General features: G+C 47.9%; 11 protein-coding genes. 1 reads left to right on the plus strand and 10 read right to left on the minus strand.

Translation table 11 applies throughout. From position 1 onward, the window contains the following. The 10 genes from secA to ACN081_RS07315 form a co-directional block, all read right to left on the minus strand. Positions 1-2,616 (minus strand): preprotein translocase subunit SecA (gene secA, locus ACN081_RS07270; RefSeq protein WP_419107387.1); only part of this gene is annotated, 2,616 nt, incomplete at its 3' end. Positions 2,617-2,924: 308 nt separating this feature from the next. Beyond that, the gene (gene hpf / locus ACN081_RS07275; protein ID WP_419107388.1) at positions 2,925-3,569 is read right to left on the minus strand and encodes a ribosome hibernation-promoting factor, HPF/YfiA family; all 645 of its coding nucleotides are present in this window, start codon (positions 3,567-3,569) and stop codon (positions 2,925-2,927) included. A 181-nt stretch (positions 3,570-3,750) separates the two neighbouring features. Next, complete coding sequence (locus tag ACN081_RS07280) at positions 3,751-4,557, minus strand: ComF family protein (RefSeq protein WP_419103528.1); 807 nt, start codon at positions 4,555-4,557, stop codon at positions 3,751-3,753. A gap of 102 nt (positions 4,558-4,659) precedes the next feature. Beyond that, positions 4,660-6,384 (minus strand): LpqB family beta-propeller domain-containing protein, encoded by a 1,725-nt coding sequence (locus ACN081_RS07285; RefSeq protein ID WP_419107389.1) that lies wholly within the window; start codon positions 6,382-6,384, stop codon positions 4,660-4,662. Further along, a complete protein-coding gene (mtrB, locus tag ACN081_RS07290; protein ID WP_419103530.1) occupies positions 6,385-8,094 on the minus strand; it encodes an MtrAB system histidine kinase MtrB in 1,710 nt (569 codons plus the stop codon). It lies immediately after the preceding gene. 8 nt (positions 8,095-8,102) lie between these two features. After that, positions 8,103-8,792 carry an MtrAB system response regulator MtrA gene (mtrA, locus tag ACN081_RS07295; protein ID WP_419103531.1) on the minus strand — a complete coding sequence of 230 codons (690 nt, stop codon included), beginning with the start codon at positions 8,790-8,792 and terminating at the stop codon, positions 8,103-8,105. Between the two features lie 80 nt (positions 8,793-8,872). Then, complete coding sequence (locus ACN081_RS07300) at positions 8,873-9,901, minus strand: methionine synthase (RefSeq protein WP_419107390.1); 1,029 nt, start codon at positions 9,899-9,901, stop codon at positions 8,873-8,875. Between the two features lie 49 nt (positions 9,902-9,950). After that, positions 9,951-10,340 carry a chorismate mutase gene (locus ACN081_RS07305; protein WP_419103533.1) on the minus strand — a complete coding sequence of 130 codons (390 nt, stop codon included), beginning with the start codon at positions 10,338-10,340 and terminating at the stop codon, positions 9,951-9,953. Positions 10,341-10,388: 48 nt separating this feature from the next. Further along, a complete protein-coding gene (mnmA, locus tag ACN081_RS07310; RefSeq protein ID WP_419107391.1) occupies positions 10,389-11,591 on the minus strand; it encodes a tRNA 2-thiouridine(34) synthase MnmA in 1,203 nt (400 codons plus the stop codon). Positions 11,592-11,665: 74 nt separating this feature from the next. Further along, positions 11,666-12,901 (minus strand): cysteine desulfurase family protein, encoded by a 1,236-nt coding sequence (locus ACN081_RS07315; protein WP_419107392.1) that lies wholly within the window; start codon positions 12,899-12,901, stop codon positions 11,666-11,668. 151 nt (positions 12,902-13,052) lie between these two features. Between ACN081_RS07315 and ACN081_RS07320 the strand changes: the two genes are divergently transcribed. Next, entirely contained in the window at positions 13,053-13,520 is a 468-nt protein-coding gene (locus tag ACN081_RS07320) for a tRNA (cytidine(34)-2'-O)-methyltransferase (RefSeq protein WP_419103536.1), read from the plus strand. Positions 13,521-13,559 lie beyond the last annotated feature (39 nt).

Consider the following 13,559-nt stretch of genomic DNA (forward strand, 5'->3'; position numbering starts at 1 on the left):
CTGGTTCATCAAATCATTTTTACGAATTTCAGTTTCAGTTCCACCATCTTCTGAAGGTGCAGAATACTGTAAGAACTTCGGCTGAGCAGGAATCTTCATCCCCAGAGGAGAAGACTGCGTACGTTGCTTTGCCAAATCAACATGGTACAAGTAGCTGACAGATTCTTCACGAATAGCGTCCATCATCGTCTGGTACAGTGCATAACCTTCACGCTGATACTCAATGAGGGGATCGCGCTGAGCCATAGCACGTAAACCAATACCCTCTTTCAGGTAGTCCATCTCGTAAAGATGTTCAGGCCAACGCTTCCCAATCACAGAAAGAACAACACGGCGTTCAATTTCACGCATAGAATCCGCACCGATAGTTTCTTCACGTTCTTGGTAGACTAACTCGGCATCAGCAATAATCTCTTTAACTAGCTGGTCACGAGTAATCTTTGTGCGGTCTCCCGCATCTTCTGCCAAGTCCTCAGCAGTAATCGTGACAGGATAAATACTCTTGAGAGTTTCCCAGAGTTTATCAAAGTCCCAATCTTCTGCGTGGTTATCCCCTACCTGTGCATCAATCGCAGAGGTAAGAACTTCACGCGTAAAGATTTGAATCTGTTCTTTAAGATCATCTCCATGCAGAATCTGGTTACGGTCTTTATACATTGCTTCACGCTGACGATTCAAAACATCATCGTATTTAAGGATGTTCTTACGCTGTTCAGCGTTGCGAGATTCAACCTGTCCCTGAGCTGAGGCAACAACACGAGAAACCAGTTTGGAGTCAAGCACAGTGTCGTCAGGAGCATTAGCCATCAGACGAGCAGCTGCTTGACCATTGAATAGACGCATTAGCTCGTCTGATAGAGAGAGATAAAAACGTGATTCGCCGGGGTCGCCTTGACGTCCAGAGCGGCCTCGTAGCTGGTTATCGATGCGGCGAGATTCATGACGTTCAGTACCAAGAACGTACAGCCCGCCAAGAGCAATAACTTCTTCGTGTTCTGCACGAGCCGCATCCTCACATTCAGCAAGAATGCTAGGCCATTTCGCCTCGTATTCTTCGGTGTTCTGTTCTGGATCTAAGCCGAGTTCTGCCATTTTTTCAACAGCATTAAACTCAGGGTTACCACCCAACATGATGTCGGTACCACGACCTGCCATATTCGTCGCAACGGTAATAGCTCCCTTACGACCTGCTTGCGCTACGATAGCAGCCTCACGTGCGTTGTTTTTTGCGTTCAACACTTCGTGACGGATACCTTCACGTTTGAGAAGCTTAGAGAGGTACTCGCTTTTTTCTACGCTGGTTGTACCTACTAGAACAGGCTGCCCGGTTTCAAAACGCTCTTTGATGTCTTCAACAACAGCGTTGAATTTTACAATTTCGTTCTTATGTACGCGGTCGGGGTGGTCAACGCGCTGAACTTCCTTATTCGTAGGAATAGCAACCACGCCAAGTTCGTAAGTATTCATGAACTCTGCTGCTTCAGTCTCTGCAGTACCTGTCATACCGGAGAGCTTGTCGTACATGCGGAAATAGTTCTGCAAAGTAATCGTTGCCATGGTCTGGTTCTCAGGCTTAATTTCGACAGCTTCTTTAGCTTCAATAGCCTGATGGATGCCCTCGTTATAACGGCGTCCGGGGAGGATGCGTCCAGTATGTTCATCGACGATGAGAACTTCACCATTCATGACGACATAGTCTTTATTGTTCTTAAAGAGTTCTTTAGCTTTAATAGCGTTATTTAAGAAACCAATGAGCGGAGTATTAGCTGGCTCGTAAAGATTCTCAATTCCGAGGTGGTCTTCTACCTTGTCAATACCGGATTCAAGGATACCGACGGTACGCTTCTTCTCGTCTACTTCGTAATCTTTTTCAGGAAGAAGAGTCTGTACGAAACGTGCAAATTCAGCGTACCAGCGGTGTGCTTCTCCTGCAGCTGGTCCGGAGATAATCAGCGGGGTACGAGCCTCGTCAATCAAAATGGAGTCAACTTCGTCGACAATGGCGAAGTTGTGCCCACGCTGAACCTGTTCTTCAACACTCCACGCCATGTTATCGCGTAGATAGTCGAACCCAAACTCGTTATTGGTGCCGTAAGTGATGTCTGCTGCGTATTGTTTACGTCGCTCTTCTGGAGTCTGGTTCGAAAGGATAACGCCCGATTCCATCCCCAAAAAACGGAATACTCGTCCCATGAGGTTTGCTTGATATTCGGCAAGGTAATCGTTAACGGTTACGATATGCACGCCTTTACCAGATAGCGCATTAAGGTATGCCGGCGCGGTGGCGACAAGAGTTTTACCCTCGCCGGTTTTCATTTCGGCGATATTGCCGAGGTGTAGGGCTGCCCCGCCCATCAGCTGAACGTCATAGTGGCGTTTTCCAAGGGTACGCTTTGAGGCTTCACGTACAACAGCGAACGCTTCTGGCAAGAGGGTGTCAAGAGATTCGCCATCTTTAATGCGAGCGCGGAACGAGTCTGTTTCTGCACGCAGTTCGGCGTCACTCATATTTTCAAAGCTGCTTTCGAGCGAGTTCACTGCATCAGTGTACGCACGAAGCTGTTTGAGAATTTTTTTATCCCCTGCGCGAAGAATCTTCTCTAAGAAAGATGCCACGAAAACTGACTCCTTGAGACGAAAACTTTAAATACGGTACCGACACTTTATGTCAGCACATCATCACTATTCTAGGCTAAAAACTAGTCAATATGAGAACGCTTTTCGTATTACTCTCTCAGCTAAGCCTTATTTTTAGAGGACAACCCCTAGAAATAAGGGTTTTAGAATACAAAAACGGCATCAAATAGCTGGCGCCACGTTTTGTGAGCTGTCCAGTATTTGATGCCGTTTCAGCTAGGCTAAAGCACCTGAGCAAAATCCTTAGGCGCTTTAAACACTACTTTGATAAAGACTAAATAAGAATCTTACTCAGGAGTGTTTTCTAAAGAAATCACGCCGTACGTCCATCCTTTACGACGGTACACAGCAGATGGTGCACCCGTTTCTTTATCAAGATAGACAAAGAAGTCATGCCCAACGAGTTCCATGTGATCCACAGCTTCTTCTGCCGTTAAGTGTGTTGCAGGGAAGGTCTTACGCCGGATTTCTACGGGTGAAGAGACTTCATCTTCAAGAGAATACTCGGTAGAAAAAGCAATTTCTTCGACGGGCACATCATCTAGATGTATCTCAGAGATAGCAACTTGTTCCGTCACGATGGGGAGAGATCCGGTTGCTTCAGAAACTGAGATAGGACGTTTTGTTCCTGATTTGCTAGGTTTGCGTCGGTCTCGTGCACGGCGTAAACGCTCAAGGAGTTTTCCGTAGGTGTCATCAAAGACCGCGAATTTATCTTCTCCAGTAGCTTCTGCACGAAGAACAGGGCCTTTACCGATAACAGTAATTTCTGCGCCAATAATTTCTGGACCAGAATGGCCTTCTTTAGTGAATTTTATTTCGATGGTGCTGACGCGGTCACCTAGTTGCTCAAACTTTGCAACTTTATCTTCAACATGTTCACGCAGACGTTCAGTAACTTTAACGTTTCGTCCGATGATGTTAATTTCCACAATTCCCTCCAGCATATTTGGGGGCGTGTACTTAGCTGCGACTCCATCCGAAGAGGAGCTAAGCCGAGGAATTCGTCTTTGATTCCCTATCACTAGCCTAGTTCAAAAGATGTCTCGTGTCACGCAAAAGATTTTTCAGGTGAGAATATATACGCTACCCACAGCGAACATTCACCATCTTTTAATCAAGAGATATAGGTGGATACCCCACAGTATATGTAGAGGTGCCACCCCGATAAGGAACATAAGCAACCGTAACCGCACCTATCACTTTGCCCCCAGCAGAAGAAATAACACGATACCCCTCCGCTAAAGTCGCTCCCGTAGTCAATACGTCATCTACGAGAAGACAATGCACACCACGAACATCATAATAGAACCCCATAAAAGACAGAGGTGGTGACGATAAACGCATAGAATGAGACAGCCGTTGACGGCGTTGAGCCCCCGTCAAAAGTTTCTGCCCCGACTTATCTCCCCTACCCCAGCGCTTTTTCTTGGAGAGAAGACCATACGATACACAAGACACACCAGCGTACTCCCCCATCAACCGGCACACACGCTCTGCCAATAATTGAGCAGGGACATAACCGCGTCTTCGTGTTGCACTTGGGTCAGAAGGCATGGGAATAAGAACTATACGTTTAACATCTTCAGCCTGTTGGAGACATTCCACCACTGCACGAACCAGACCGGTAGCAAGAATATCGAGAAGATCCGTGCGTGAATGATTCTTATACGCCAAAATGCTGCGTGCTAACTCATGTTCATACGCCCCAGCAGAATATATTGGACACCCGACTCCATCAACTCTAGAACAATGAACGTTCAGTAGTGAATGGCGAACCTGAAAATCACAATGAGAGCATAAAGAACGGTTCACAGCCTTCGTCCCATATGCCCCGCAGCTTGCACAGACTCGAGGTCGAATCAGTTCTAGGGCGTCAGAGCACAATAAGCGCAGATAAAAACCCATTGAAGATAGCACAGCACTAAGTATCTCTCTATGGGGCGAGAGACTCTTAGGATTTTTCATATCTGTGGATAAAGATATGAAATATTTTTCTGACGTTTTAGCAGTAATTGGCGACTAACCTGAATAGTTCACGTCATGCAATGGGATGTCGATACGAGACCAACCACGATCGACCAAAGTGTAAAGACGCCCGTCCTTTGTCTGAGCAACAATCTGGTTATTCCCTGCACCAGAAGCGATAAGAGATAAACCATCTAGCCGTTCAACAGAAGTAATCTCCCCCGATAGGTAGATAATCTCAGATTCGCCCGAAAGTTCATCTGCTGCAATAAGGCTCTGATCACTTGTCCAAGAGACATCAGTTACGTCAAGAGTCGTCCCTAAACGGACGGGAGAAGTCAGCTCAAGTGGTTGGTGATCAGAACTACGATGAATACCAGATACCCACACATATGTTTCGCCGTCAAGAGTTGCAACAACCGCCGCACGCGCACCATCACGAGAAATACGAACAGATTTCACGTCGTATCCCTCTAACCATGGAGAACGAACATCAACCTGTTTTTTCTCCTGAGAGTTTACATACGAAACAGCTCGCAACCGGCCTGTAGAATCAGCGCTCCATAGCCATTGGAACTGGTCAAAAGATGGGTGTGTTAGTCCAACACCATCAAACATATGAGTAATCTTCTGATCAGAGACCCAAAAGAGTGACTGTTGTAGAGAGTCTAAGAACGCGAAGTTTTTACGAGTGTAATCCATCGCTAGATCCCGAGGATTAGCCACCGCAATATCAACAATTTTGTTCTGGTCAGCATCATTGAAAATTTCGCTACGAGTAACTAGCTGGTTTCCGTCAAGAGCAACGATATTGCCCGATACACTAGGGTTGACCTGAGGAGCAACATAATTATCGAGAGGACCAGCTTTGACATCTTGATCGTCAAAGGTCAATTTGACAGAGTCGATACCGCCCAAAAGTGATAGCGTTTGCGTCAGCTGAGAGTTCATCCGTTCAATATCGAGCTGTGAGATATCGGCACCTAGCCCCTCACCGTGTAAGCTCACTTGGGCAACAGTCTCCTCCACCGGAACAGAGTTACGAGTGAGCGTTGTCCCCGAGGGGATAGCACTACTCACAGCACCCTCAAGGTACGGTGCGGCCCCTTCTAGAAGAACCTTCGTAATTGAGGTAACAACCGTTGGGCGGTCGGCAAACCAACGGATGTCAGGTACGGCATAGGTGTATGTAGGGTCATAAAAGTACAAGGTGTATGTCGCAAAAACCTGAATAAAATCATGATGGTTCATCACAGTACCTTGCGGTGCCTGAGCAATACGCCACTGCCCATTGACCTGAACCACCTTAAACCTAAGGTTTTCTGGGGAGACTTCCGCATATGATGTTGCGATTCCTCGCCGGTCAATAGAAGTTGCCACAGGAACCGTGACCGAATATTCATCGCCGTGTTGAGCACCCTCATGAGCAGTATCTGAGGTGACTTCTAAAGTTGTAGAATCCCGATATACTAAGGTCCGTTCATCAGGTATCCAAGAGTTTGAAAACTCTTCCGTCAGATATTCACGGGCTACTTGATAATCATCTTTCGCACCAGCACCAGCACGCAAAAAGCCTTGAATAATTTCCTGCGGACTTGCACCATCTCGAGGAGGATCAAGCACAATACTGCTCTGAGTATCAGGACTTGTACTTTGAGAATCAGCATAGTGGCTAACAGCACCACTTTGTGGAATACTTGCACAGCCACTTACGCCGACAAGAAAGCATAAACCCACACCAAGATAACGAACCTTGGTAGAAGAATATATTTTTTTCATCTAATTTTCACCATGCTGGTTCTTATCCTCAGCGTCAGACACATCGGAATCGGTAGAAGTCGGAACGTCAATATCTAGATATTCATCGGGAGGAAGAGCATCCCCCGATAACCGTACGGGAGATTTGCCCATAGGTTCTCCTTGACGGAGAGGTAAGGTCATACGGAAACACGCACCTTCTGCCGGACGCCCCCAACATTCGAGAGTACCACCGTGTAAACGTACGTCCTCAGCTGCAATAGAAAGCCCCAAACCGGTACCGCCAAGAGTACGTTTACGTGAAGGGTCTGCCCGCCAAAAACGGTTAAAGACCTGCGTTACATGTTCTTCACTGAGCCCAACACCATGGTCACGAACAGCAACACCTAACGCTGTCTCAGATGTTGCAATATATACGTCAATCGGCTGGCCTTCACTATGTTCAACAGCATTAAACAGCAAGTTTCTTAGCACGCGTTCAATGCGACGGTGATCCATTTCTACAGAGATATCACTATTATCATGATGAACTCTCAGCTCAGTACCGGTACGTTGTAAATGAGGTTCTACTGAGATAAGAACTTCCTCAAACACCGCCATAAACTGCACAGACACAGCATCCAACGTTGCAGAACCAGCGTCAAAACGAGAAATTTCTAGAAGGTCAGCAAGCAACGCATCGAAGCGGTCTACTTGATGATAGAGCAACTCCGTGGGGCGACGATATGCTACCCCAAATTCGTCGCGGCCATCGTATAGCATTTCTGCTGCCATACGCACGGTGGTTAAAGGTGTACGTAACTCATGAGAAACGTCCGATACAAAACGTTGTTGCATCGTAGAGAGAGTTTCAAGACGAGAAATCTGATTTTCAAGGCTATCAGCCATACGGTTAAAAGAATTACCTAAACGAGCAGTCTCGTTATGCCCTCGAACGATGACACGTTGCCCTAAGTCCCCCGCGGCAAGTTTTTCAGCAGTAATTGCGGTAGAAGAGATAGGACGAATCACAGAACGCGTAATGTACCAGACAATCGTGACAACAATAAGCAACAAGATAAAGAAAGCAACCCACACCACGAGGTTGATATATCGCAACGTTGTTTGTGAGGAGGACAGGTCGTAGACCAGATACAAACCGTATGCAGGGTTTTGAGGGATACGAATACTCGTTCCCACAAAGATAACAGGCTGTCGATGACCGTCAATATTCAAACTTGCAGACTGCCAGTAAATACCTTCATTACGGCTGATGGTATCGCGTAGCTCGGTGGGAATGTCAGAGGTGCTGATTGTGCCATGCTGACTCTGTTCAGAGATAAATCCTTGAGCAGAGGTTCCCTTATTAGGGGCAAGCACCCATTGCTTTTCTGATTCTTCTCCCCCAGCTTCAAGAACTGTTAAGAACCGCAGGACGTTACGGTGAATCTCAGAGCGTCCCGTAGCGTCAGAACTATCAAGTAGTGATTGAACATTCGAGAACCCAGCTGCTGAGTCCTGTAATGATTGATCTACTCTACCTCGGAAGAGAGAATTAGCAATCTGCGAGGACAAGAAAGAACCAACAAAAATGAAGGTGACAATCAGCAGCACAATAGCAGCAGCAATCGCACGAAATTGCAAAGATTGGTGCCAATACAAACGAAAACGCCTAAGAGGGTTCGAGAACCACTCACTATTGCGGTATTGCCGTGCCGTAATAGGGGGTGCCTGAGGAAAATGTTTAGCCACAACTTTGCCTAACGGCGGGTCCTATCAGCTGCAGCTTTATATCCCACACCACGAACAGTTAGAACAATCTTAGGATTTTCGGGGTCCTCTTCAATCTTTGAGCGTAGACGCTGAATATGTACGTTCACGAGACGGGAATCAACAGTCTTCTCGTATCCCCATACATTCCCCAAAAGTGTTTCGCGGGTGAGTACCTGACCCGGTTGCTGCGCAAGGTTAGCAAGAAGCTCAAATTCTAAGGGGGTTAAAGGAATCAGCGCACCATCACGAGAGACAGTGTGCCCCGCTAAATCAATAATCAGACCGCCAACACGAAGTGGCTCGTTGCTGTGATCTTCACGCGGACGTAGGCGAGCGCGAATACGTGCCAAAAGTTCAGCTGGTTTAAAGGGTTTGGCAATGTAGTCGTCTGCGCCTGCTTCTAATCCGCGGACGACGTCTTCGGTGTCGCTTTTAGCGGTGAGCATGATGATGGGCACGTCTGAGTCTTCACGTATTTTGGAGCAGACTTCGATACCGCTCATCCCTGGAAGCATAAGGTCAAGCAGGATGAGGTCTGGCTGGTTGCTATTAAAAGCGTCCCGTGCTTTGTCTCCGGCTTCGCAAAATACTGTTTCGTAGCCTTCTTGTGCTAGGACGATGCCAACCATTTCGGCGAGAGCTTCGTCATCATCAACAATGAGAATTGTAGAGTTCATTTTTCTCCCATAGGGTCGCGACGTCTTCCCTAGTCTATCGTGTTCTTTTCATGGGGTGGGGCATCATGGTGGAACATTCTTTATGAGTCTTGGGCTATCTCGCTGAGGGCTTGAGCTGTTTGAACGAGTTCTGTAAAGAGGTTGGTAGCATCTTCGATGTTCATGAGGTGAAGTGTTGCATTATCGTAGAGGGTCACTTGTGATAAGGCTTGCGCGGGTAGTCCGATGGTGCGCCAGCTTTTCCAGAGGTGGTAGGCCTGAGTTGGGATATGGCTCTTCAGGTTGTTACCGGTGGTTGCTAGCCAGAGTTCTTTGCCTCTTTCAGCATGAGGAGCAATTTTTTCCCAGTCATGTTGTGTGTAGTTTGTGGTGTCGAACCAGAGGGCGTCGGGTATTGATTGTATGGTGTTGAGGTTTTGAATGTCGCATCTGGTGATAGCTAGTGAAATGGAACGTTGCTGTAAGTGTTGTTGAATGAGACCATATGTTTCTTGAAGCTCATGTTGCGGTAGGTGTCGAATGGTTCGATACCCACTTGCGGTGGGAATGTTTCCGTGCAGTGCTGTTTCAAGATATGGCTCTTCAAGTTGCAGGTAGAGGTGTTGAGATCCCGTTGCGGTATCGATAGTGTCAATCCAGTTGGAGAGCCCGTTGAGGAAGGAGTCTCGGATGTCTCGTCTAGCTCCGTGGTCGCTGATAGCGCGTTCTCCGTTGGGTAGGTAGAGCGATACAGCCAAAGAGATAGGCCCCATGAATTGGAGTTTGAGGTTTTTCCCTCGATCTTCTTCTTGCCCAATAACGTCAGCTAATAGGTTGATATCCGAACGGAATGTGGAGCGGGCCAGTTCGCTTTCTCGAGAGGTGCCGTTACTTAACCGCCACCCATAGGAGGCCCCTTCTGCGTGGAGTTCATCGAGGGTTGCGATGGTTCTGGCAAGTGTGGTTGCGGCGTATCCACGTTGTGGTAGTTCGGGTAAAAAGGGCAGGTGTGGGTTTCCGAGCTCTCCTCGGACGCGGAAAATGCTGTCAAGGAGGTTTTCTCCGCTGAGAGTTCCGGTTGCGCTGGCGCGTACCCTAATAGGTGCTTCAGTGATAGTTTGTATTTTCACGGTGTTGAGGGCTGGGATGTTCTGGCATCTGCTATTGCTGGTAGCAGTTTTAACAAGCTTGCGGGGACGCGGTGGTGTTATTTTCTTGCGCGATTTGTTCGTGGTGCCGAATCACCTCTGAAATGATGAAATTCAGAAATTTTTCTGCAAATTCTGGGTCTAAATCAGATAGTTCCGCAAGAGAACGCAAACGTTTAATTTGAGCAGCTTCTCGGGCAGGGTCTCCAGCTGGTAGCTGGTGTTCAGCCTTAAGGTGTCCGACACGTTGTGTTGCCCTAAAACGTTCTGCCAAGATATGCATCAGTGCAGCGTCAAGATTATCAATAATTTTCCGAATGCTGTACAGCTCTTCAAGGACTTCTGGTTGAACCTGTCCTCTTAACGATGATGCGCGCTGGTCGAATTCTTTATGTGCTTGGATGTCTTGTGAGTCAGGCATGTTTTTACCTTTGGTGAGTTGTTGTGCGCTGTTATGTGATGACTATTTTTATGAAGCGTTAATATCTTCTCTTTCCGTAGAATATGCACAGTTGATAGTTGCTTGTCCAAGGACGCGTGTTCCTTGGTACATCACCATAGTCTGTCCGGGCGCTACTCCGCGCAACCCCTCATTCAGATGTACGACGGTTTCTAACCGTAATGAAGTTTTTTCTGTGTCTGTGGTGTTCTCGTCGTCAAGAACCCACTGCATATATGCGGTTGAGGCAACAGGATCAGCGTGGGCCCGTACTTGGGTTGTGACTTCAAAGCTATCGCTTCGAGCGTTCAGTTCGGGTGTTTTGTGAAGAAATTCTTGTACGCAATCAATGGGTAGCCCTGCCCAAGTAGTTCTAATACCACGGATACGATCGATAGCGAGTAAGTCTTTCGAACCGACGATGACTTCATTGGTTTTGGGGCGAATTTCTAGTACGAAACGAGGTTTTCCGTCGGGTGCTGGACGTCCGATAGCAAGTCCTTTACGTTGCCCTACAGTATAGGCTTGAGCTCCAGGGTGCTGGCCTAAAACGTTCCCTTGAGTATCTTTGATGTTGCCTTCGCTCATCTGGATATGGTCTTCAAGCCATGCGCGAGTATCACCTTCAGGAATGAAGCAGATATCGTAAGAATCTGGTTTTTTAGCGACGGAGAATCCTCGTCGTGCAGCTTCTGCACGAACTTCATCTTTAGACGGTGTGTCTGCGAGGGGGAACCATGCGTGTTTGAGCTGTTCATGAGTAAGTACGCCCAAAACATAGGATTGGTCTTTTGCCCAGGTTGCGGCACGGTGCAGTTCGCGGTTTCCGTTTTCGTCGCTAATGACTTTTGCATAGTGCCCAGTCACAACGGCATCAAAGCCTAACGCTACCGCTTTTTCAAGGAGTGCAGCGAATTTGATTTTTTCGTTGCAACGCATGCAAGGGTTAGGTGTGCGTCCGGCCTCGTATTCGGAGATGAAATCGTCAACGACGTCTTCTTTGAATCGTTCAGAGAAGTCCCATACGTAGAAGGGGATGCCTAGCTGGTCGCAGACTCTACGTGCGTCCATGGAGTCTTCGATAGTGCAGCATCCGCGGCTTCCGGTTCTAAGGGTTCCGGGCATGCGTGATAGTGCGAGGTGGACGCCAACAACGTCGTGTCCGGCTTCTACCGCGCGTGCAGCGGCAACGGCAGAGTCAACACCACCGCTCATTGCAGCCAAGATTTTCATAAAGATATTTTTCCTTCGTATTGCTGTGTGTGAATGCTCTGAACGTATAAGACAGTCTTCAACTTACCAAATTGCTAATGCCAGATGTGTTCATTCGGTACGTGCGCCGCTAAACCAGCTTTATGGGCTTGTTCATAAGCTCCGGGCAACGCTTCCATGAGGGCGTCAATGTCTTCGCTGGTGCTGGTATGTCCGAGGGTAAAACGTTGTGCGCCACGTGCGTGTTCTTCATCAACTCCCATGGCAAGTAGCACGTGGGAAGGGCGTGGAACTCCGGCATTGCAGGCAGAGCCAGTAGAAGATTCTATACCGGCCATATCGAGGAGAAAGAGCAAAGAATCTCCTTCGCAGCCGTCAAAGGTGAAATGTACGTTATGTGGTAGCCGGCGGGTGGCGCCTTCTTGTTCCAGTTCTTCAATTGATTCGGGTTCTGCCCCGCGTAGTGTTGCGTTGGGTATCTCGTGGCGGATACGTTCAATGAGAGTGTTCCGGAGTGTCCCAAGGCGCACCATTTCTTCAGCGAGGTGTTGGGTGACTTCTTGAGCCGCTACACCAAATCCGGCAATGCTTGCGGTATCTAGTGTTCCTGAGCGGACGGCTCGTTCTTGTCCCCCACCGTGGAGGACTGGCGTTAGGGCGGTAGTTCGGGTAGCAATCAGTGCGCCAATACCTTGAGGTGCGCCCATTTTATGTCCAGATATTGCCATGCTGTTTGCCCCTGTTTGGCGGAAGTTGATGGGGATAGCGCCGAAGGCTTGTACTGCGTCGGTGTGAAACGGAATATTGTAGGTGGCACTGAGTTCTGCAATTTCGCGGATTGGTTGTATGGTACCAACTTCGTTGTTCGCCCACATGACGGTGATAAGAGCCGTATTTTCGGGGTCTTCTTCGATGAGTGCTTTGAGTGCTTTCATGTCGATAAGGCCGTGTGAGTCTACGGGTATCCAGCATAGTTGCGCTTGTTCATGCGCTTCGAGCCATTCTGCTGATTCGCTGACCGCATGATGTTCTATGGAGCTGATGAGGATACGCCGGCATTGGGGGTTTATGTGAGTTCTTTTACGGTAGATACCTTTAATGGCGAGGTTGTCGGCTTCGGTTCCGCCTGCGGTAAAGATTACTTCTGCACTATCGCAGCCTACAGCTTGGGCGATACGTTCGCGGGCTTGTTCTACAACCGCACGTGCTCTGCGTCCTGCGGAGTGTAAGGCTGAAGCGTTTCCGCTGTATTTTAGGTGTTCTGTTACTTCGTCAATTACGGATGCTAGTGGTTGTGTGGTTGCCGCATGATCAAGGTATGTACGTTTCATGAGAACAGGTCCTTTGGTTTATCTAGCGGTACTTGGCCTCCACTATTTTACGCTTATCATCCTAGACGAGCACATGAGATGTTTCACCTTCTCTGTGGCGGGTCAAGGCTGATGATGACAAAGGCGATGAGGGAAGGCATACACTAGAGGTGTGTTTAATATTCTTTTCTATACTCCTGAGATTCCGGGTAACACTGGAAATGTTATTCGTTTAGCGGCTATTACGGGGGCAAAGTTACATCTTGTGGAGCCTTTAGGGTTTAACTTTGATGATGCGCATTTGCGTCGTGCTGGTTTGGATTATCATGATCTTGCGGTTGTTCAAGTACATCAAAATATTGAGCAAGCGTGGGAAGAGCTTAAGCCTGAACGTGTTTTTGCTTTTACGACGACGGCGCAGAAGAATTTTGCGCAGGTATCGTATCGTCCCGGCGATGTTCTTTTATTTGGCCCTGAATCTGTTGGTCTTCCCGAGCATGTTCAGAACGCCCCGCAAGTCACGGAGAGGGTTCGTATTCCGATGTTAGAAGGACGTCGTTCGCTAAATCTTGCAAATTCTGCGTCTATTGCGGTGTATGAGGCGTGGCGTCAGAATGATTTCTCAGGGGCACTGCTTTAAGGAGTGTTTTCGTCTCATATCAATGGGATTTTATGAGAG

The organism is Rothia sp. P13129 (assembly GCF_048512865.1).
Taxonomy (GTDB): domain Bacteria; phylum Actinomycetota; class Actinomycetes; order Actinomycetales; family Micrococcaceae; genus Rothia.

Coding starts and splice junctions, on each gene's coding strand:
- ACN081_RS07285 (WP_419107389.1), bottom strand. CDS start 6,384: ATGAAAAAAATATATTCTTCTACCAAGGTTCGTTATCTTGGTGTGGGT.
- mtrA (WP_419103531.1), bottom strand. CDS start 8,792: ATGAACTCTACAATTCTCATTGTTGATGATGACGAAGCTCTCGCCGAA.
- ACN081_RS07305 (WP_419103533.1), bottom strand. CDS start 10,340: ATGCCTGACTCACAAGACATCCAAGCACATAAAGAATTCGACCAGCGC.
- mnmA (WP_419107391.1), bottom strand. CDS start 11,591: ATGAAAATCTTGGCTGCAATGAGCGGTGGTGTTGACTCTGCCGTTGCC.
- ACN081_RS07315 (WP_419107392.1), bottom strand. CDS start 12,901: ATGAAACGTACATACCTTGATCATGCGGCAACCACACAACCACTAGCA.